At 71.9% G+C, this 20,664-nt stretch carries 17 protein-coding genes; 11 read left to right on the plus strand and 6 right to left on the minus strand.

Annotated elements, in window-relative coordinates:
• The first annotated feature begins 257 nt into the window (after window positions 1-257).
• The 9 genes from ACYVLJ_RS38855 to ACYVLJ_RS38895 all read left to right on the plus strand — a co-directional run bounded on the left by ACYVLJ_RS38855 (window position 258) and on the right by ACYVLJ_RS38895 (window position 8,734).
• Window positions 258-479: a hypothetical protein gene (locus ACYVLJ_RS38855; RefSeq protein WP_451967574.1), complete on the plus strand. Its 222-nt coding sequence runs from the start codon at window positions 258-260 to the stop codon at window positions 477-479.
• A gap of 248 nt (window positions 480-727) precedes the next feature.
• Window positions 728-1,609 (plus strand): SIS domain-containing protein, encoded by an 882-nt coding sequence (locus tag ACYVLJ_RS38860; RefSeq protein ID WP_460442408.1) that lies wholly within the window; start codon window positions 728-730, stop codon window positions 1,607-1,609.
• Complete coding sequence (locus ACYVLJ_RS38865; protein ID WP_460442409.1) at window positions 1,606-2,508, plus strand: 1-phosphofructokinase family hexose kinase; 903 nt, start codon at window positions 1,606-1,608, stop codon at window positions 2,506-2,508. The genes ACYVLJ_RS38860 and ACYVLJ_RS38865 overlap by 4 nt, the downstream gene beginning before the upstream one ends.
• A gap of 127 nt (window positions 2,509-2,635) precedes the next feature.
• The gene (locus tag ACYVLJ_RS38870; RefSeq protein ID WP_460442410.1) at window positions 2,636-3,478 is read left to right on the plus strand and encodes a class II fructose-bisphosphate aldolase; all 843 of its coding nucleotides are present in this window, start codon (window positions 2,636-2,638) and stop codon (window positions 3,476-3,478) included.
• Window positions 3,479-3,577: 99 nt separating this feature from the next.
• On the plus strand, window positions 3,578-4,942 hold the full coding sequence (locus ACYVLJ_RS38875) for an ABC transporter substrate-binding protein (protein ID WP_460442411.1): 1,365 nt from the start codon (window positions 3,578-3,580) through the stop codon (window positions 4,940-4,942).
• Window positions 4,942-5,898: a carbohydrate ABC transporter permease gene (locus tag ACYVLJ_RS38880; RefSeq protein ID WP_451967567.1), complete on the plus strand. Its 957-nt coding sequence runs from the start codon at window positions 4,942-4,944 to the stop codon at window positions 5,896-5,898. Before ACYVLJ_RS38875 ends, ACYVLJ_RS38880 begins: the two co-directional genes overlap by 1 nt.
• Window positions 5,879-6,787: a carbohydrate ABC transporter permease gene (locus ACYVLJ_RS38885; RefSeq protein WP_460442412.1), complete on the plus strand. Its 909-nt coding sequence runs from the start codon at window positions 5,879-5,881 to the stop codon at window positions 6,785-6,787. The genes ACYVLJ_RS38880 and ACYVLJ_RS38885 overlap by 20 nt, the downstream gene beginning before the upstream one ends.
• 7 nt (window positions 6,788-6,794) lie before the next feature.
• Complete coding sequence (locus tag ACYVLJ_RS38890) at window positions 6,795-7,832, plus strand: ABC transporter ATP-binding protein (RefSeq protein WP_451967564.1); 1,038 nt, start codon at window positions 6,795-6,797, stop codon at window positions 7,830-7,832.
• 116 nt (window positions 7,833-7,948) lie between these two features.
• Entirely contained in the window at window positions 7,949-8,734 is a 786-nt protein-coding gene (locus ACYVLJ_RS38895) for a DeoR/GlpR family DNA-binding transcription regulator (RefSeq protein ID WP_460442413.1), read from the plus strand.
• On the opposite strand, the gene ACYVLJ_RS38900 is transcribed toward ACYVLJ_RS38895, so the two are convergent.
• From ACYVLJ_RS38900 to ACYVLJ_RS38915, 4 genes are all read right to left on the minus strand, one after another.
• A complete protein-coding gene (locus ACYVLJ_RS38900; RefSeq protein ID WP_460442414.1) occupies window positions 8,722-9,528 on the minus strand; it encodes an SGNH/GDSL hydrolase family protein in 807 nt (268 codons plus the stop codon). The two genes, ACYVLJ_RS38895 and ACYVLJ_RS38900, sit on opposite strands and share 13 nt — an antisense overlap.
• A 71-nt stretch (window positions 9,529-9,599) precedes the next feature.
• On the minus strand, window positions 9,600-11,099 hold the full coding sequence (locus tag ACYVLJ_RS38905) for an alpha/beta hydrolase (protein WP_460442415.1): 1,500 nt from the start codon (window positions 11,097-11,099) through the stop codon (window positions 9,600-9,602).
• Between the two features lie 83 nt (window positions 11,100-11,182).
• The gene (locus tag ACYVLJ_RS38910) at window positions 11,183-12,544 is read right to left on the minus strand and encodes an MDR family MFS transporter (RefSeq protein ID WP_451967557.1); all 1,362 of its coding nucleotides are present in this window, start codon (window positions 12,542-12,544) and stop codon (window positions 11,183-11,185) included.
• Window positions 12,545-12,703: 159 nt separating this feature from the next.
• Window positions 12,704-13,717: a LacI family DNA-binding transcriptional regulator gene (locus ACYVLJ_RS38915; RefSeq protein ID WP_460442416.1), complete on the minus strand. Its 1,014-nt coding sequence runs from the start codon at window positions 13,715-13,717 to the stop codon at window positions 12,704-12,706.
• A 96-nt stretch (window positions 13,718-13,813) separates the two neighbouring features.
• Here ACYVLJ_RS38915 and ACYVLJ_RS38920 point away from each other — a divergent pair, with 96 nt between their 5' ends.
• Window positions 13,814-15,295 (plus strand): FGGY-family carbohydrate kinase, encoded by a 1,482-nt coding sequence (locus tag ACYVLJ_RS38920; RefSeq protein ID WP_460442417.1) that lies wholly within the window; start codon window positions 13,814-13,816, stop codon window positions 15,293-15,295.
• Window positions 15,296-15,298: 3 nt separating this feature from the next.
• On the opposite strand, the gene ACYVLJ_RS38925 is transcribed toward ACYVLJ_RS38920, so the two are convergent.
• On the minus strand, window positions 15,299-15,598 hold the full coding sequence (locus ACYVLJ_RS38925; RefSeq protein WP_460442418.1) for a hypothetical protein: 300 nt from the start codon (window positions 15,596-15,598) through the stop codon (window positions 15,299-15,301).
• 501 nt (window positions 15,599-16,099) lie between these two features.
• Here ACYVLJ_RS38925 and ACYVLJ_RS38930 point away from each other — a divergent pair.
• Window positions 16,100-19,234: a glycoside hydrolase family 31 protein gene (locus ACYVLJ_RS38930; RefSeq protein WP_460442419.1), complete on the plus strand. Its 3,135-nt coding sequence runs from the start codon at window positions 16,100-16,102 to the stop codon at window positions 19,232-19,234.
• 994 nt (window positions 19,235-20,228) lie between these two features.
• Here ACYVLJ_RS38930 and ACYVLJ_RS38935 read toward each other — a convergent pair.
• Window positions 20,229-20,663, minus strand: a complete 435-nt coding sequence (locus ACYVLJ_RS38935) for a GNAT family N-acetyltransferase (RefSeq protein ID WP_460442420.1) — start codon at window positions 20,661-20,663, stop codon at window positions 20,229-20,231.
• Between the last annotated feature and the right edge of the window lies 1 nt (window position 20,664).

Genomic DNA, 20,664 nt, shown 5'->3' on the forward strand with positions numbered 1-20,664 from the left:
GGTGACCGGCACAACGCATGATCGCCAACCCGCAAGCAGGCGGCAGCGAGGCTACGAGCCAGGTCACCAGCGGCCAGGATCCCAACCACCGCAACAGCGGCAACACCACCCTGACACTGACGCGAGGCTAACGCCTTCGCCGGCCGGTTCGATGAACACACCGGACACAACTGGCGAGTAAGGTGACGAACCCGAATCCGATTCATAGAATCGGCAGCCATCAGGTCCCGGTCGGCCCACTCAAGCGGAGGTTCCCGATGGCGCGCACGGCGCACCGTGCCCAAGGCAAGCCCGTCACGGTGGGGGAGCTGATGCTGCGGCCGGACGTCCACGGCAGACGCCGCCCCGAAGACCTCGAGGTGCTCGAACTCGCCTACCGGATGCGCCGCCGGATCGGCCCGGAGCCGGTGGTCGCGCCGACGCCCCGCTCGCGGGCGCTTGCCGTTGTCGCCGGGCTTTGGCGGCGCAAGGCGCGGTAACCGCCTGGGTTCTGGTGTGGGCCACCCTCGTCGAGGGTGGCCTTTTTCGTGTGCGTGAAGGTGCTTGATGTGGCGTTTTCGTGGCGGCGCCGCGCTCGGCCTCGTCCCCACATCGCCCTCTTGTGTGTCGCCCGGCTGCACACGCGCGCGTACCTCATGCACAAAGTTGCGCGATACGACGATTGACGAAGCACAAAACTGCACCTAACGTGACACCTGTTGCGCACACCGGCACGGATGGGGAGTTCATGAGCGGGACCTTCATGGCGGCGGAGGTCGCCAGCCAGCCCGGCTGCTGGCGTGAGGCGGGCGCGCTCGCCTCGGCGAACAGCGGGCAGTTGCCGGCTCCGGGCGCGCGGGTGGCCGTCGTCGGCTGTGGTACCTCGTGGTTCGTCGGCCAGGCGTACGCCGTGCTGCGCGAAACGGCCGGGTTGGGTGAGACCGATGCCTTCGCCGCTTCCGAGTTTCCGGTCGGCCGGGCCTACGACCACGTGATCGCGCTGAGCCGCTCGGGTACCACGACCGAGGTGCACACCCTGCTCGCGAAGCTGCGCGGGCGGACGAAGACCACCGCGATCACCGGCGTGCCCGAGGCCGTCGGGGGCGCCGCCGACGCGCTCGTCGATCTGTCGGCCGTGGACGAGCGGTCGGTCGTGCAGACGCGGTTCGCCACGACCGCGCTCGCGATGCTGCGCGCGCACCTGGGCGAAGACCTCGGCGACGTCGTCGCACAGGCCGAGCGGGTGCTGGCCGAGCCGCTGCCCGCCGAGCTCACCGAAGCCGAGCAGGTCAGCTTCCTCGGCACCGGCTGGTCCGTCGGCATCGCGAACGAGGCCGCGCTCAAGTTCCGCGAGGCGTGCCTGCTGTGGACGGAGTCGTACCCGGCCTGGGACTACCGGCACGGCCCGATCAGCATCAGCGAGCCGGGCCGGGTGACGTGGATGTTCGGCGCCGCACCGGACGGGCTGGCCGAGGACGTGCGCCGCGCGGGCGGCACGTTCGTCGAGAGCGGGCTCGACCCGCTCGCCGACCTGGTCCGCGCCCAGCTCGTCGCCGGGGCGATCGCGCGGCGCAAGGGCCTGGACCCGGACCACCCGCGCAGCCTGACGCGCTCCGTCGTCCTCGCATGATCGTCACCGTGACGCCGAACGCCGCGCTCGACGTCACGTACACAGTGGACAGCCTGGTGCCGGACGCCGTGCACCGGGCGCGCGACGTCCGGCGCCGGGCGGGCGGCAAGGGCGTGAACGTCGCCCGCGTGCTGCACGCGCTCGGCGCCGACGTCCGCGCGATCGCCACCGCGGGCGGGGCGACCGGGGCCGAGGTCGCGGCGGAGCTCGGCGCGGCCGGGCTGCCCGCCGAGCTGGTGCCGATCAGCGGCGAGACGCGCCGGACGACCACCGTGCTCTCCGCGGAAGACGGCTCGGTGACCCTCCTCAACGAGCCGGGGCCGCGGCTGACCGCGGCCGAATGGGCGCTGCTGGCCGCGCACGTCCGGCGCCGCGAGCCCGAGGTGCTGGTCTGCTCCGGCAGCCTGCCGCCGGGTGCGCCGCCCGACGGCTACGCGCGGCTGGCCGCCGGCTGGACGTCCATTTTGGACACCTCGGGGCCGGCTCTGCTGGCCGGGCTGGCCGCACGGCCGGCCGTGGTCAAGCCCAACGCCGCCGAGCTGCGCGAGGCGACCGGGCTCGACGACCTGGAACAGGCGGCGCACGAGCTGCGCGGGCGGGGCGCGGGCGCCGTGGTGGTGTCTCTCGGCGCGGCCGGGTTGCTCGCGGTCACGGCCGCGGGCACCTGGCACGCGACACCGTCGAAGCCGCTCGCCGGCAACAGCACGGGCGCGGGCGACGCGGTGGTCGCGGCGCTCGCGCTCGGGCTCTGCCGCCGCGAGCCGTGGCCGGAGATCCTGCGCCGCGCCGTCGCCCTGTCCGGCGCGGCGGTGCTCGGCCCGCTCGCCGGCGACGTCGACCTCGGGCACTACCACCGGGAGCTGGCCGCGGTGCGGGTCCGGCCGGGCGGGGAGGCCTGATGTCTCCGGCCGCGGCTGCGGGATCGGCCGCGGTGCGGGGCGGAGTCCCGATGGCTTCGACCCCCTCCGGCGCATTCGACCAACGGGGGCCGGCCGCCGGGTGCGGCCGGCCGGAAGGGATGTCCTGATGCCTCTGGTCGCCACCGGCGAAATCGTCGCCGAGGCCGCGGCGGCGCGGCGGGGGTGTGGTGCCTTCAACGCGATCCAGCTGGAGCACATCACCGCGATCGTCGAAGGCGCGGCGCAGGCGGACTCGCCCGTGATCGTTCAGCTCAGCCAGAACGCCGTGCGCTACCACGGTGCGCTCGCGCCCATCGGGGGCGCCGCGCTGGCCGTGGCCCGGGTGGCCGAAGCGCGCGTCGCCGTGCACCTCGACCACGCCGAGTCGCGTGAGCTCGTGCGGGAGGCCGTCGCGCTGGGGTTCGGCTCGGTCATGTTCGACGCGTCCAAACTGGACTACGCCGGCAACGTCCGGGAGACCCGCGAGGTCGCCGCCTTCTGCCACGACCACGGCGTGTGGGTGGAGGCCGAACTCGGTGAGGTCGGCGGCAAGGACGGCGTGCACGCGCCCGGCGCCCGCACCGACCCGGACGAGGCGGCGGAGTTCGCCGCGGCCACCGGCGTCGACGCGCTCGCCGTGGCCGTCGGCAGTTCGCATGCCATGCTGACCCGGGACGCCACTTTGGACTTCGGCCTCATCGCGCGGCTGCGCGAACGGGTGCCCGTGCCGCTGGTGCTGCACGGCTCGTCCGGGGTGTCGGACGAGGGGCTCGCCGAGGCCGTGCGGGCGGGGATGACGAAGGTCAACATCGCCACCCAGCTCAACAAAGTCTTCACCGCGGCCGCGGCGGGAGACTGGCGCGCGCACCCCGAACGCGTCGACCCCCGGAAGTACCTGGGGGCCGGGCGGGACGCCGTGACCGCCGAAGTGCGGCGATTGTTGCGGCTTCTTGTGTTGACAGATGCTTGAAAGCCCATAAAACTGCGCACTAACGCGCAGAACATGCGCAATATTCGATCTCGATCCAGGTGGTGGCGGATGCGGCGAAGCAAAGTCATGGCATGTGCGGTGGGAGCGTCCGTCCTCCTGGCGGGCTGCGGCGGAGGTGCCGACGCGGGCGGCGGCACGGGGGAGAACGCGCTGCCCGGGGTCGACCAGTACCTCGCCGCGCCCTGTCCGGAGGCGGCCGTCAAACCGGCCACGGACAAGGAGTTCACGTACTGGGCGATGTGGACGGCCGACGAGCCGCAGGGCAAGGTCCTCCAGAAGGCGTTCAAGTGCTTCCAGGAGAAGACCGGCGTCAAGGTGAACGTGCAGTGGCTGGGGCGCAAGGCCTACACGCAGAACCTGGTGCCCGCGCTCAACACCGACGCCGTGCCGGACCTGTTCGACCAGGACGTCAGCAAGGTCGGCGCGGCGATCATGACGCCCGGCGGCACGCAGAGCGTCGACGACGTCTTCGCGATGAAGGTCGGCGAGGGCGACAAGACGGTGAAGGACGTGCTTTCCCCAAGCTCGTACGACTTCCCGCAGAACAAGGACCACGAAGGCCACAACTTCATGGTCCCCTACACCGTGCAGTCCAGCGCGTGGTGGTTCAACAAGGACACCGCGGGCGACGTGCGGCAGCCGAAGACGATGGACGACCTGACGGCGTTGTTCGACAAGGCGAAGGCCGACGGCAAGGCCGCGATCAGCCAGGACGGCGACATCCCGTTCTACAACATGTACTTCTTCACGCAGCTCGCCGAGCGGTACGTCGGCGCGGGCGGGCTCAACAAGGCCGCGTCCGACAGGACCGGGCAGGCGTGGAAGACCGACCCCGGCTTCCTCAAGGCCGCCACGGAAACCGCGAAGCTGCCGAAGTACTTCATCGACGGCTGGGACGCGGCGAAGTTCCCGCAGGTGCAGCAGCGCTGGGCCGACGGCGACTCGCGCTACCTCTACGTCGGTACCTGGGCGCCGAGCGAGACGCGCGAGTACCTGGACAAGCAGGGCGCCGGGACGAAGATCAACTACGGCTCGTTCCAGTTCCCGATGCCGGCCGGGGCCACGCACGACACCGTCGAGCAGATGTCGATCGGCTTCGCGGTGACCAAGAAGGCCAAGCACCCCGAGGCCGCGAAGGCGTTCATCGCCTACTTCCTCGGCAAGGACATCCTGTCGGGCATCCCGGCGGTGGCCGACAACCTCGTGCCGCGCGCCGACCTCGCCGTGCCGGACGACCTCAAGCAGGTCAAGGCGGCGATGGACGACCCGAAGAAGGAGCACGTCCTGCAGTACGACGGGATCGACGGCATCGCGGGCGGCAAGTGGCAGACCGACGTCTTCGACCCGGCTGACACCGCGTTGCTGAAGGGCCAGCTCACGCCGCAGCAGTTCGTCGACCAGCTGGCCGCCAAGGGCGCCGAGTTCTGGAAGAGCCAGGGCTGATGGCCACGCTCACGACGGCACCGGCGCCGCGGGTTTCGGAGACCCGCGACGCCGGTGGCGCGCACCTGCGCCGCAAGAAGCGGCTGTTTTGGCCCTTCGCGGCGCCGGCGTTGGCGCTGTACCTCGCGTTCCTCGTGCTGCCGACGCTCGCGACGGTGGTGCTCAGCTTCACCAGCTGGGCCGGCGCCGGCGACACGCCGCAGCCCAACGGCGTCACCAACTACACGCGGATGTGGGCGAGCGACTCGTTCCAGTACGCGTTCCGCAACACGCTGGTGTACGTCTTCCTCGGCGGCATCGGCACGTTCGCGCTGGCGTTCCTGTTCACGATGGTGCTGCGGGACATGCGCGGCGGCAAGGTCGTCCGCGCGATCCTGTTCTTCCCGAACATCGTCGCGCCGGTGGCGCTGGGCATGTTCCTCGGCTTCGTGTTCAAGTACCAGCCGGGCAAGCAGGGCCTGGCGAACTACGTGCTGGAGCACGTCGGCGCGGACGCGGCGAAGTTCCTGGCCCCGGCCAACGTGACCGGCGTCGTGACGGCGTCGCTGATCTGGGCCAGCTCGGGCTTCTACATCACGATCCTGATGGCCGCGGTCGACCGGATCCCGCCGTACCTCTACGAGGACGCCGAGCTGGGCGGCGCGTCGCCGTGGCAGAAGTTCCGCAACATCACGCTGCCGATGACGTGGGACGTCGTCGGCGTCGCGGGTGTCCTGTGGACGATCAACGCGCTGAAGATCTTCGAGCTGGTGTTCGTGCTGGCCGGGCCGGGCACGTACGCGCCGCCGAACCAGGCGTGGACGCTGGGGATCTACGTGTTCGACCGGACCTTCGGCTCGAACGGCACGCCGGACTTCGGCGCCGCCTGCGCGTGCGCGGTGGCGATGATCGCGCTGGTGTCGATCCTGGTCGTGCTGCTGAGGCGGGTGATGCGCCGTGACGCTCTCCAGTTCTGACGTCCGCGTGCGGAAGGTACCGCGCAAACCGCGCCCGGCTCCCGGCGCGCGCCGGCTGAGCCCGTTGCGGCTGCTGGGGTCCACGATCGTCTGGCTGTTCACCGCCGGCAACGTCCTGGTGCTGTACTGGCTGGTCACCGCGGCGTTCAAGACGCCGGTGGAGATCTTCACCAAGCCGTTCGCGCTGCCGTACCAGTGGTTCCACCTCGGCAAGCCGTTCCGCAACTTCGGCTACGCCTGGACCAACGCGGGGTTCGGCGACGCGGTGCTGACGACGGTCGTGCTCGTCGGCCTCGCCACGGTCGCGACGGTGGCCGTGTCGGCGCCCTGCGCGTACGCCCTGACCAGGCTGGGGGTCCGCGGGTCCGGGCCGATGACGAACGTGGTCGCGATCGGCATGGGGGTGCCGTTCCAGACCGTGATCATCCCGCTGTTCGTCGTGCTCAGCCGGATCCACCTGGACAACGAGTACGGGCTGTTCGTGCTGTACGTCGCCTTGTCGATCCCGTTCACGGTCTTCCTCCTGACCGGCTTCTTCCGCTCCCTGCCGGACGAGCTGGAGGAAGCGGCCGCGCTGGACGGCGCGTCCCCGGTGCGGACGTTCTTCTCAGTGATGCTGCCGCTGGCGCGCGGCGGCCTGATCACGGCGCTGACGCTGAACGCGATCGGCCTGTGGAACGAGACGCTGCTGGCGATCGTGTTCCTGAAGGACCAGGCGCACTTCACGCTGTCCCGCGCGCTGTTCACGTTCTACGGCGCGGCGAGCTACCAGTCGGAGTACGGCGGCCTGATCGCCGGGGTGGCGATCGTGGTGCTCCCGATGCTGGTGCTCTACCTCGTGCTCGCCCGCCGGATCATCACCGGCCTGACCCTCGGCGCCGGAAAGTAGGAAGACGATGGCGGAAGTGACGTTCCGGGACACGACCCGGTTCTACGCGGGCGTCGACCGCCCGGCGGTCGACGGGCTCGACCTGGCGGTGGCGGACGGCGAGTTCCTGGTCCTGGTGGGCCCGTCGGGCTGCGGGAAGTCGACGACGCTGCGGATGCTGGCCGGGCTCGAGGGCGTCGACGACGGTTCGATCCACATCGGGGAGCGCGACGTCACGGCGTTGCCGCCCAAGGACCGGGACATCGCGATGGTGTTCCAGAACTACGCGCTCTACCCGCACATGACGGTCGGCGAGAACATCGGCTTCCACCTGAAGCTGGCCCGGATGCCGGCAGCGGAACGCCGGCGGCGCGTGGCTTCGGCGGCCGAACTGCTGGACCTGACGCCGTACCTCGACCGCAGGCCCGCGCGGTTGTCGGGCGGGCAGCGCCAGCGCGTCGCGATGGGCCGGGCGATCGTGCGCGAGCCGAGCGTGTTCCTGATGGACGAGCCGCTGTCCAATTTGGACGCTCAGCTGCGCGTCCAGACCCGCACGCAGATCGCCTCGCTGCAGCGGCGGCTGGGGATCACCACGCTGTACGTCACCCACGACCAGGTCGAGGCGATGACGATGGGCGACCGCGTGGCGGTGCTGCGGGACGGGGTGCTGCAGCAGTGCGACACCCCGATCGGCCTGTTCTCCCGGCCGGCGAACGTGTTCGTGGCGGGGTTCATCGGGTCGCCGTCGATGAACCTGCTCGAGACCACGGTGTCCGAGCTGGAAGTGCCGTTGACACCGGCGCAGCGGTCGGCGCTGACCGGCCCGGGTGTCGTCGTGGGCGTCCGTCCCGAGGGGTGGATCATCGGCTCGGGGCGGGACGCCGTGGTCGAAGTCGTGGAGGAGCTGGGCAGCGACCAGTACCTGTACTGCCGGGCCGGCGAGCAGGTGCTGACCGTGCGCACGCCGGGGATGGCGGCGTGGCAGCGGGGCGAGCCGATCAAGCTGGCGCCGCAGCCGGAGTCCGTGCACCTGTTCGACGCCGCGACCGGCGCGCGGCTGCCTTGACCGGCGTGCCGCGTGCGGGCGACACCGGCGATGCAGCATACTGCTCGAAACGGTAGTCAACAGCGCAACCGTGTGCGCGCTGGACCGCCGCGAAGCAAAGCTAGGGAGTACCGCAGATGGCCCGGCACGAACGGTTGAGCACCCTGCTGGACATGCTGGGGCAGCGGGAAAAGATCGACGTCGAGGACGTGGCGGCGGAGCTGAACGTCTCCGCGGCCACCATCCGGCGCGATCTCGACCACCTCGCCGAACAGCAGCTGCTGACGCGCACCCGGGGCGGCGCGGTCGCCAACGACCTCGCCTACGACCTGCCGCTGCGCTACAAGACGGCGCGGCACGTGCCGGAGAAGCAGCGGATCAGCGTCGCCGCGGCGGCGTTCGCGGCCAAGGGCATGGTCGTCGGGCTGAACGGCGGGACCACGACCGCCGGGGTGGCGCGGGCGCTCGCCATGCGGTCCGACCTGTCCGGACGCGGGGACGCGCCGGGCATCACGGTCGTCACCAACGCGCTGAACATCGCGCACGAGCTCGCCGTGCGGCCGAACGTCAAGATCGTCGTCACGGGCGGGGTCGCGCGGCCGCAGTCGTTCGAGCTGAGCGGCCCGCTGGCCACCCGCGTGCTCAGCGAGCTGACCATCGACCTGCTGTTCCTCGGGGTCGACGCCTTCGACCCGGAGGCGGGCGCGTTCGCCCACCACGAGGGCGAGGCCAGCATCAACCGCCTGATGGTGGAACGCGCCGAGCGCGTCGTCGCGGTCGCGGACGGGTCGAAGCTGGGCCGCCGGGCGTTCGCGCGGATCTGTGAGACGACCCAGGTGCACGCGCTGGTGACGGACACCGACGCGGATCCGGAGGCGGTGCGGGCCCTCGAGGCGATGGGTGTCGATGTTCAGGCCGTGTGAGCCAGGGCGAGTTCGAGGACGCGGTGGCCGGCCGCGGACGGGTGGACGTCGCAGCCGCCCGCCGGGAGCTTGACCAGCAGGCCCGCCGCGCACGGGTCGCCGCCCGTGCGCAGGGACGCCAGGAAGAACGCCGTGAAGCCGTCCGCCACCTTGCCGTGGTAGCGGCGCGTCACCTGGGCCAGCGTCGTGTCGAGGGCCTTCACCTGCGCGACCTGCGCCGCGTCGCGGTAGTCCAGCGAGTAGTACGACACCAGCACCAGCTCACCGCGGTACTGCGAGCGCACCGCGCCGAGGATCGCCGCCAGGTTCCGGCTCACCTGGCCGAGCGCCGCCGTGAAGTCCGGGCCCGTGCAGTGGTCCGGCGTGGTGTCCCGGCAGAGGAACAGGTCGTTCGCGCCGATGGTCAGCGTCACCAGCCGGGTGTCCCGGTGGGTCCGCAGGTACTGCACGGCGTAGGCGATCTGGCTGCCCGGGTAGGCGACGTGCAGCGGGAACGCCGCCCGGTAGCCGTTTTCGCAGCCGTTGCTCGGCGCGGTGGTGACCAACAGGCTGCCCGTCGTTTCGCCGGGACACGACGCGTTCGCCAACCGGAGCCCGCGCAGCGCGGCGTATTTCTCCGCGTAGCCGCTGAAGTTGGCCGCGTTCAGGTAGTCCGCGCCCGCGTTGGGCCGGTAGCCGAACGCGACCGAGTCACCCAGCGCGAGGTAGCGGCCGGTGCCGGCTTCCGCCGGGGTCGTGAGAAGTGCGGAAGCGGCGATCACGACCGCCGCCGTGGCGAAGAATCGACGAAGCATCTCCGGCTCCCTTCCCCGCAGCGCTGCGTGGCCGGAACGATTGTGCCCGTTCCGGCCACGCGGCGGAAGCGTCAGAAGCCGATCGTCGACGGCGGTTTCGGCCCGGCGATGCGGGCCTCGGCCGATCCGGGCTCGACCGCGGCGCAGTGCGTGCCCTGGGCCGGGAGCTTGCCGCTGATCAGGTAGTCGTCGGTCGCCTTGATCACGCACGGGCTGTTCTTGAAGTACGCGCCGTGGCCCCAGCCGTCGTAGGTGAGCAGCGTGCTGCCGCTCTGCCGGGCCGCGGCCTGCGACCACGCGTACGGCGTTGCCGGGTCGTGCTCGCTGCTCACCATCAGCAGCGGCGGCGCGCCGTGGACCTGCAACGGGTGCTGAGGATTGCTGGTCTTGTCCGGCCAGCCGATGCAGCCGGTGACGGCCTGCCAGCCCAGCGAGTTGACCTTGACGTCCGGCGCCAGCGCCGCGGCCGTGCGGCGGTAGGCCTCGAGCTCGGCGTAGTTGTGCACCGGCAGCTTCCAGTCGTCGCAGAACACGCTCCGGAAGACGTTGTTGACCGGGGTGTCGGCCCTCGCCTGCGCCGACGCGGCCGGCTTGGTGCCGTCCGCGAACGTCTTGAGCGTCTTCGCCAGCTGGTCCCAGCTCGGGCCGTAGAACGAGCCCTGGAAGATCGACGCCAGCTCCAGCGGCGTGATCGCTTCGCCGCTCTGCGGGTCCCTCAGCTCTCCGCGCGCGGCCTTGTCCTGCAGGGCACGCGTCAGCTTCGAGACGTCCTGACCGTGCAGCGCGCAGCTCGGCGTCCGGCCGCACCAGGCGGCGAACTCGCCGAACTCCGCTTGCACCGACTGCGTTTCGCTGGTGAGGAACTCGAACGCCGTGTACTGCGAGTGGTCCATGTTGCTGTCCAGCACGAGCGCGCGGACCTTGTCCGGGAACAGCTCCGCGTACTGCTGGCCCATCAGCGTGCCGTACGAAACGCCGTAGTAGGTCAGCTTCCGCTCGCCGAGCGCGGCGCGGATGGCGTCCATGTCGCGCGCGACGCTCCTGGTGTCGCCGAACCGGCCCAGCGGCCCGGAAAGCCTGTCGCAGCTTTCGCCGAGCTTGCGGTTGTAGCTCGCGAGCTGCTCGAACTCGGCCTGGTTGCGCGGAACGGCCGGGTGGTCGGCGATGATCTCGTCGAGCCCGCACTTGATCTGCGTGCTGTCGCCGACGCCGCGCGGGTCGAAGCCCACGGTGTCGAAGCGCTTGGTGATCTCGGGTGAGAGCGACCAGCCGCCCTCGACCTCACCCGCGCCCGCGCCGCCGGGGCCGCCCGGGTCCATCAGGATCGAGCCGATGCGGGCGGCCGGGTCGGTCGCCTTGCGGCGGGCGAGCGCGATGCTCGCGGTGCCCTTCTCCGGGTGGGCCCAGTCGATCGGCACGGTCACCGTGCCGCAGTCCACGCCGGGCGCGCCGGCGCACGGCTGCCAGTCGATCGTCGCCGGGGACGCCCCGGCCGGCGTCGCCGCCAGCAGGCTCCCCGCTACCGCCACTGCTGCCGCGGCCGTGACCAGCCGCCTCGATACCCCCGACATCGTCAGCCCTTCCCCTTACCGACAGTGGTTGGCCGGCTCCAGGTAATCACCATTCCGGTGATCGCGCCAGATTCCCTGGTGGATCAGGCCTTGACGTCCACTGTGGACGCTCGCTCCGCGTGCCGCAGCCACGCCGTCGCCACCACACCCAGCACGCACAACGCGCCCAGCACGCCGAACGCCCAGCCGAACCCGGTCGCCGGGTCCACGGCGAGCCCGCGGGACAGCACGATCACGCACAACGCGCCGCCGGCCGCGCCGCCCACGCGCAGCACGATGTTCACCAGAGCCGTCGCGTGGCCGAGCTCCGCCGCGCTGACCGACGCGTACGCCGCCGTCGAAGCGGGCATGATCGACAGCCCGAGCCCGGCGCCGCGGACCACGAGCACCGCCTGGACCAGCCACATCGGCGCGTCCGGGCCGAGCCACGGGAGCGGCGCGGTGCTCGCCAGGACGACCAGCGCGCCGGCGAGAGAGACGGTGCCGCCGCCGTAACGGTCCGTCAACCGGCCGGCGACGAGCACGAACCCGGTCGTGGCCAGCCCCATCGGGGCGAGCAGGACGCCCGCCTCGGCGGGCCCGGCGCCGAGCCGGACCTGGAACCACAACGGCAGCAGGAGAACCGCGCCGAACATCCCGGCGCCGGCGAGCAGGACGGACGCCAGCGCCGAGCCCAGCACCGGCCGCGCGGCGAGCCGCAGGTCCAGCACGGGGTGGCGGACGCGCAGCGAGCGCCAGGCGAACACCGCGAGCGCGAGGGCGCCGACAGCCGCGAACACGGCGTCGCGCTCGGTGAGCGTGTAGACGAGCAGTGGCAGGCCGAGCGACACGAGCAGCAGCCCCGGCCAGTCCACCGGCGGCGGCTGCCCGCGGTCGCCGCGCGGCACGTACCGGAGCGCCAGCCCGAACGCGACCAGCCCGATCGGCAGGTTCAGCCAGAACAGCACCGGCCACGAGAAGTGCGCGAGCAGGAACCCGCCGACGCTCGGCCCGACGACGGGGGCCAGCCCGACGACGAGGCCGAGCGTGCCCATGGTGCGGCCGAGCCGCTCGGGTCCCACGGCCAGCCCGATCACCGTCTGCCCGGCGGTGACCAGCACACCGGTGGTCATGCCCTGCACCGCCCGGACCGCGATCAGCGTGCCGGCGTCCGGCGCGAGCGCGCAGGCCACGGACGTCAGCAGGAACGCCGCGAGCGCCCAGAGCCACAGCCGTCCGGCGCCGAGCTTCTTCACGAGCCACGGGGTGAGCGGGAGCGCGGCGGACAGCCCGAGCAGGAAGGCGGTGGCCACCCACTGGATTTCGATGAGGCCGACCCCCAGGCGCAGCCTCATCGACTCCAGCCCGACGGCGACGATCGAGCCGTCCATGTTGGCCAGGAAGCCCCCGAGCGCCATCACGCCGGAAGCGATCCAGACGGTGCGCGGGATCGGTGGTGCGGTCATGTCCCCGACGGTAGAAGTTCAAGGAAGGTCGAGGTCAAGGCTGAGCCGCGGGCGCCTGGCACGGCCGGATCTCCCTGCCGTGCAAGGAGAGGTGCCGGTGCCACCGCCTGGGCGTCCCGTCGCCGAAGAGCCAAGGCCGCCACGGAGGTGCGCCAAGCGTCACTTCGGGCGGTCTCCGGTGCGCGTCGAGCTGCCCCGGACGATCAGCTGCGCGGCCATCGTCGTCGTGGTCGTCGCGCGGGCGCCGCCGTCGCCGATGCGGTCGAGCAGCAGGCGCGCGGCCAGCTGGCCCATCGCGTGGGCGGGCTGGGCGACGACGGTCAGCGCCGGGGAGATCAGGGTCGCCCACGGCGCGTCGTCGAACGACACGATCCCGACGTCGCGGCCCGCTCGCAGGCCCAGCTCCGCCAGCACCTGCAGGACACCGACGGCCATCGTGCTGCTGGACACCAGGAGCGCGTCCGGCGGCTCGGGTTTCGCCAGCAGCTGCGTCGCGGCTTCCCGCCCGCCGGCTTCGCGGAATTCGCAGCGGCGGACCAGTTTCGCGGAGTACTTCCGGCCGGCGGCCCGGAGTCCGTCGCGGTACCCGTCGAGCCGGTCGTCGGCCGTGGTGACGCCCGGCGGGCCGGCGATGCAGGCGATGCGCTCGTACCCGTTGTCCGCGAGGTGGGCCACGGCGTCCCGGGCCGCGGCGCGGGAGTCCAGCAGGACGGCGTCGCAGTCGGTGGACCCGAGCCGCCGGTCGACGGTCACGATCGGCGTCCGGTGCGTCGTCAGCGGCCCGACGTCGCTGTCGCCGGTGGTCGGCGACATGATCACGCCCGCGATCCGCTCCTGCGCCGCGACCTCGACGTACCGGCGTTCCTTGGCCGCGTTCTCGTCGGAGTTGCACAGCATCACCGAGTACCCGGCCGCCTGGGCCGCGTCCTCGACGCCGCGTGCGATCGCCGTGAAGAACGGGTTCTCGACGTCGGAGATGATCAGCGCCAGCACGGCGGTCTCGCGGCGGCGCAGGCTGCGGGCCAGGCCGTTCGGGGTGTAGCCGAGCTCGGCCACCGCCCTGGCCACGCGTTCGGCCAGTGCGGGGTCCACAGTGGACTTGCCGTTGAGCGCCCGCGACACGGTCGCGGTCGACACCCCGGCCAGCGCCGCCACGTCGGAGATCGTCGCCACCCGCGTCCTCGTTCACCCTCGTTCGTTGACAGGGCCCCCGGGGACACCATAGCTTGGGGGAAATCGATTTCCCGCAGGGTGGTCCGTGGAGGGAGGATGACGGGACTGCTGCTCGGCGTGGACATCGGCACGGCCAGCTCGAAGGGCGTGCTGGTGGACCCTGACGGCGCCGTGCTGGCCCGGTCCGTCCGCGAACACGCCGTGGCGACACCGCGTCCCGGCTGGTTCGAACACGACGCGGAAACGGTCTGGTGGGCCGACTTCGCCGCGATCGTCGCCGACCTGCTGCGCGCCGCCGAGGGACGGCCGCTCGCCGGGCTCGGCGTCAGCGGCATCGGGCCGTGCCTGCTGCCGGCTTCGGAGGCGGGCGAGCCGTTGCGGCCGGCGATCCTCTACGGCGTCGACACCCGGGCGAGCGCCGAAATCGCGGAGCTGAACGACGAGTTCGGCGTCGAGGAGATCCTCGCGCGCGGCGGCTCGCCGCTGACCAGCCAGGCCGTCGGGCCGAAGGTGCGCTGGCTGGCCCGGCACGAGCCGGACGTCTACGCGCGCACGAAGAAGCTGCTGATGGCGAGTTCGTTCCTGGTGCACCGGCTGACCGGCCGGTACGTCCTGGACCACCACTCGGCGAGCCAGTGCACGCCGCTGTACGACCTCGTCGCGGGCGAGTGGGCGACGGACTGGGCTTCCCGCGTCGCACCGGGTCTGCCGTTGCCGGAGCTGCTGTGGCCGATGGAGGTCGCCGGGAAGGTCACCGCCGCGGCGGCCGCGGCGACCGGGCTGCCCGAAGGCCTCCCGGTGACGGCCGGGACGGTCGACGCCTGGGCCGAGGCGGCCAGCGTCGGCGTCCGCGGGCCCGGCGACGTGATGGTCATGTACGGCACCACGATGTTCCTGGTCCAGGTGCTTCGTGAGCCGCGCCCGCACCCCGGCCTGTGGGGCACGCGCGGGGTGGTCCCGGGGAGTTTCACCTTGGCGGCGGGGATGGCGACGTCCGGCGCGGTGACGGACTGGCTGCGGAAGCTCGTCGGCGCGTCCTACGAGGACCTCGTCGCGGAGGCGGCGCTGGTGCCGGCGGGCAGCCGGGGGCTGCTGCTGTTGCCGTACTTCGCCGGGGAGCGGACGCCGTTGTTCGACCCGGACGCGCGCGGCGTGCTCGCCGGGCTGACGACCACGCACGGCCGGGCGGAGATCTACCGCGCGGCGCTCGAAGGCATCGCCTACGGCGTCCGGCACAACCTGGAGGCGATGGCGGCCGCGGGCGGCGCGGCGGGCCGGCTGGTCGCGGTCGGCGGCGGGACGAAGGGCGGGCTGTGGACACGCATCGTCTCGGACGTCACCGGGCTGCCGCAGCAGATCCCGGCCGAGACGATCGGCGCCTGCCTGGGCGACGCGCTGCTGGCGGCGGAGGCGGTCGGGATGGCGCCCGTCCGGGCCAACCCGATCGCCACGACGGTCACCCCGGACCCGGCGAACAGTGCGCGGTACGAGGAGTTCTACGGCCACTACCGGTCCCTGTACGAGGCGACGGCCGGGACGACTCACTTTCTGGCGGAGCAGCAGCGCGCGTCGTCGTAGTGGTCAGGGCGCGGACCGGCGGCGGGCGACCATGTCCCGGTAGTGCTCCAGCGCCGCGACGGACTGGGTGACCTGCTCAAAGCTGGGGAGCGCGCGGACGTTGGCCACGAGCGTCATGTCCTTGCGCGGGATCTCCACGAAGCACACCTCCACGCCGGACTCGGCGGCGAGGGTGGCCACCTGGGTCCGCCAGGTCGGGAGATCGTGCTCGTCGCCGAGCCATTCGTGCAGGTAGACGCACCACTTGCCGCGGCGCAGCTCGCCCGCGATGGCCTCCTGCCCAACCAGGTACGGTTCGGTCACGCGGTCGTCCACGACCGTTCCCCGGAACACCAAGGCACCTCGTTCCCTCCTGCTCCCGGGCGGTGACCCCGACCGCCGGAAAGCGCTATCTCGGCGAAGACCTCCCCTCTGCCGCCGAGCAGCGCGGATCCCGGCAACCGATGACCGACCAGCCGGGACGGCGCCAACATACCGGCGGAAATGGCGCGCAGCAACCATTTCCGTTCGGGACGCGCCGAGCGTGCACAGCCGGCGTGCGGATGCACGTGCCGATCGCCGCGTGCGCGTTCGAACATTCATCGAAATGGCGGGAAGAATTTTCCGGCGGAGAAACCGCAGAACGTTATCGGAGTCCGCGGCGCGTGCCCAGTGGATCTTCGGTCCGCGACCGGACGGGTGCGCAACGTGAGCACCGACGGAAGTCGTGAGTCGGCCCGCTGAACCGGTTCGGCGGGTGACTTTGCGCGAAACGTGCGCTATACAGAGCCCGTCATGCGTGTTGATGCGCGAAAGGTGTCTCGAATGAGCAGAGTTGCGCAGTCGCTCGGCTGTCTGGCCGCTGCCGCCGCCCTCGGACTGGCGCCCACCGCGGCGTCCGCCGAGCCGGCCGCGGCGGGCTCCGGGCAGCTGGGGGACCTGACCGGGATCACGGCCGACGGCCCGACGGTGACGCTGGAGTCGGGGGCCGCCGCCGTGCGCGTGAGCTTCCCGGCCGACGGGGCCGTCCGGGTCTGGCTCGCCCCCGACGGGACCTTCACCGACCCGGCGGGCAGCAGGATCGTGCTGCCGAAGAACACGCCCCCGGCGACGCCGAAACGCGTCGACAAGGGCGCTTACTGGGCCATCTCGACGCCCAAGGCGACGCTGCGGGCGTACAAGCACCCGCTGGAGTTCGCCCTCTACGACGGCGCCGACCGCAAGCAGCTCTGGGCGGAGTCCGCGCCGCTGGCCTGGACCGGCACCACGACCACGCAGAGCCTGGCCCGGACCGCGACCGAGCAGTTCGTCGGCGGCGGTGAGCAGAACGGCCGGTTCAGCCACCGCGACCAGACGATCAAGATCTTCGCCGACGACAACTGGGACGACGGCGGAGCGCCCAACTCGCAGCCGTTCTACGCCTCGACCTCGGGTTACGGCGTCCTGCGCAACACCTTCGCCCCGGGCAGCTACTCGTTCACCAGCCCGGTCAGGACCACCCACGACGAACGCCGCTTCGACGCCACCTACGTCGTGGGCGACTCCCTCAAAGACGTCGTCAGCGGCTATACGGACCTCGTCGGCAAGCCGTTCCTGCCGCCGATCTACGGCCTGGAAACCGGCGACTCGGATTGCTATCTGCATAATGCAAATCGCGGGGAGCGGCACACGCTCGACGCCGTGAAGGTCGCCGACGGCTATACCGCGAACGGAATGCCGAATGGCTGGATGCTCGTCAACGACGGTTATGGCTGCGGCTACGAAAATCTGCAGCAAACCGGCGAAGGTCTACGAAAAAACAACATGCAGTTGGGCCTCTGGACCGAAGACGGCGTGCCCAACCAGGCCGGCGAGGTCAAGGCCGGCGTGCGGGTGCGCAAGCTGGACGTCGCCTGGGTCGGCCCGGGCTACCAGTTCGCCCTCGACGCCTGTGACACCGCCTACAAGGGCATCGAAGACAACAGCGACGCCCGCGGGTTCGTCTGGCAGCCGGTGAGCTGGGCCGGGGCGCAGCGCTGCGGCGTGCTGTGGAGCGGCGACCAGTCGGGCTCCTACGACTACATCAAGTGGCAGATCCCGACGTACGCCGGCGCGACGACGTCCGGCATCGCCTACAACACCGGCGACATCGACGGCATCTTCGGCGGCAGCCCGCAGACCTACGTCCGCGACCTGCAGTGGAAGACCTTCCTGCCGGCCGCGATGACCATGGACGGCTGGGCGTCCTCGGACAAGCAGCCGTGGCGCCAGGGCGAGCCGTACACCTCGATCAACCGCAAGTACCTCACGCTCAAGGAGCGGCTGCTGCCCTACACCTACAGCTACTCGGCGCAGGCGCACCAGACCGGCGTCGGCCAGGTCCGGCCGCTGGCGCTCGAGTACCCGGACGACCCGAACGTCTGGACGGACAAAGCGAAGTACGAGTTCCTGTCCGGCACGGACTTCCTGGTCGCGCCGGTCTACGAGAAGTCGGACGTGCGCAACGGCATCTACCTGCCCAAGGGCACCTGGGTGGACTACTGGAGTGGCAAGACCTACACCGGTCCGACCACTGTGGACGGTTACGACGCACCGCTCGACACGCTCCCGCTGTTCGCCCGCGCCGGGGCCGTCGTGCCGATGTGGGCCGAGGGCACGACGTCGTGGCAGACGCGGGACAAGTCACGGCTCGACGTCGACGTCTACCCGCAGGGCAAGGGCAGCTTCACGCTCACCGAGGACGACGGCGTCACCCGCGGCTACCAGCGCGGCGAACAGGCCAAGCAGACGTTCACCGTCGACGCGCCCCGGTCCGGGCCCGGCACGGTGACCGTGGGGATCGGCGCGAGCGCGGGCACCTACCCCGGCAAGCCCGCGGCGCGGAACTACGAGCTGTCCGTCCACACGGGATCGAAGCCGGGCGCCGTCCAGGCCGGGACCGGGGTGCTGCGGCAGTACGGCAGCAAGGCCGAGCTGGACAAGGCGCCCTCGGGCTGGTGGTACGACCCGGCCGCGCACGGCGTGGTGCGCGTCAAGACCGGCGCGCTCGGCGCGGGTGACCGGCAGGACGTGCGGCTGTCCGGCACGAGCGCGGTCGGCGGTTTCTTCCCCGAGGACGACAACACCGCGGTGACGCTGTCCGCGCCGTCGCTGGCCGTGCCCGGCCAGACCGTGACCGGCACGGTCGGCTTCACCAACAGCACGCCGCTGCCGGTGCGGGACGTCACGCTCTCGGTGCAGGGCAACGGGATCCGCGCGGCCGTCCAGAACGCGCCGAAGCTCGTCATGCCCGGGCAGACCGTCAAGGTGCCGGTCACGCTCACCCCGGACGCCGGGCTGAAGCCCGACGACTACCGGGTCACGGCCACGGCGACGTACCAGGCCAGGCTGGGGGCGCACCAGGCCGTCGACGCGTTGACGGTCACCGTGCCGTACGCCTCTATGGCCGCGGCGTACGGGAACGTCGGCGTCACCGACGCGGCGCACGTCGCGGGCGGGGACCTCGACGGCGGGGGCAGCAGCTTCCGCGCCGAAGGACTGGCGGACGCCGGCCTGAAGCCGGGCGCGGCCTTCACCGCGAACGGTGCGCGGCTGACCTGGCCCGACGCCGGGAGCGGCAAGGCGGACAACGTCGTCGCCGCCGGGCAGACCGTCGCCGTGCGCGGGACCGGCTCGAAGCTGGTGCTCACCGGCACCGGCACCGGGACGGCGAAGGGCACGGTGTTCGTCCGGTACGCCGACGGCAGCACCAGCCAGGCCGACCTCGGCCTGCCCAACTGGTGCTGCGCCGACCCCGCCCAGTACGGCGCGACGACCGTCGCGACCGTCCTGGGCAAGAACACCCGCACCGGCCCGGCCTACCCGACCGTGCCGTACCGGGTGTTCGCGAACTCCGTCCCGCTGACCGCGGGCAAGCAGGTCGTCGCGGTGACGCTGCCGTCGAACTCGGCGCTGCACGTGTTCGCCGCCGGCGTCGCCTGAAGGAGGTTCGGCGACCCGCCGAAGTAGGCGCCGTCCGTGACGAAGATCGTGTCGTCACGGACGGCGACCGCGGTCGGGTTCGCCAGGCCGTCCGAAGTGGACAGGATGGTCCGGATGCCGTCACGGCCGACCGTGACGACCCGGTTCTCCTGGTTGATCGCCGCGACGACCGTGCCGCCGTGGAAGGCGAAGTCGTCGACCGGCCCGAGGCCCGTCGCGACGACCCGGCCGGGCCCGCCGGCGAGCGGGAACCGGACCAGCGTGCCGCGGTCCAGGTTGGACACCCAGACCGCGCCGTCGTGGACCTTGATCCCGTTGGCGCCGAAGCCGGTCACCGGCGCGAGCAAGTCGCCGGTCGCGAAGGCGGAGACGCGGCCCCGGGAAACCCGCCAGACCGTGGAGCCGAACGAGTCGGCGACGAAGAGGTCGCCGGTTACGGGGTCGCGAGCGACGCCGTTCTGGAACCCGGCCGGCGGCAGCGCGGCCACCTGGACCGGCGGGCCGCCGGGCCGGATCCGGTAGAGCCCGGTCGCGGCGGTGCCGGTCGAGACGGCGACGTACAGGTCGCCGCCGGGCGCCCGCACGATGCCGCCGAGGAACAGTTTCCGGTGGACCACCGGGACGTCGCCGTCCGCCGGGACCGGGATGCGGGCGATGCTCCGCACCCGGCCGTCGGGCGTGACCCGGCCGATCTCGCCGCTGTAGGCGAAGGTGAGGTCGGCGGAGCCGTCCGGCTCGAGGGCGAGGTTTTCCGGCTGCTGCCCGGCCGCGGCGTCGAGGGGGATGATCCTCGTCGCCGCCTGCGCGGGCGGGGCCGGCAGGGCGAGCACGGCGGCCGCGGCCAGCACGGCGCCGATCTGCTTGATGCGCAAGGGAAACTCCGTCTGGTGAAGGGAACGGCGAACAGAACCCCAGATCGCCGTGCCTTCGACGGTAGGCCCGGTGCGCCCCCGGTCACCAATAGCCCGGCCTGGGCCGGCCATCGGAAATCCGATCACAGGTCGCGGGCGAAGCAGCGCGAGAGCGGCTCGCCGGCGTACGGGCCGTACGCCTCGATGGGCTCGTAGCCTTCGCGCTGGTAGAAGCGGATCGCGTCCGGTTGTCCCGTGCCGGTTTCCAGCAGCAGCCGGGGAACGCCGAGTGCGCGCGCGTGGTCTTCGAGGGCGCGCAGCAGCGCGACCGCGACGCCGGTGCCGCGCGCGGCCGGCTCGACGTACATCCGCTTGACCTCGGCGGCACCCGGGCCGAGGGACCGGAGCCCGCCGCAGCCGAGCGCTCTGCCTCCGGCGTCCCGCGCGACGAGGAACACCGTGACGGTCTCGGCGGTGGGCAGTGCGCCCGGCTCGTGGTCGTCGGTGCCGTAGCGGGCGTCCAGTTCGGTGCGCTGGGCCGCGCGCAGCCGGACGGCGTCGGGATCGTCCCAGGTCACG

The organism is Amycolatopsis stemonae (assembly GCF_054781455.1).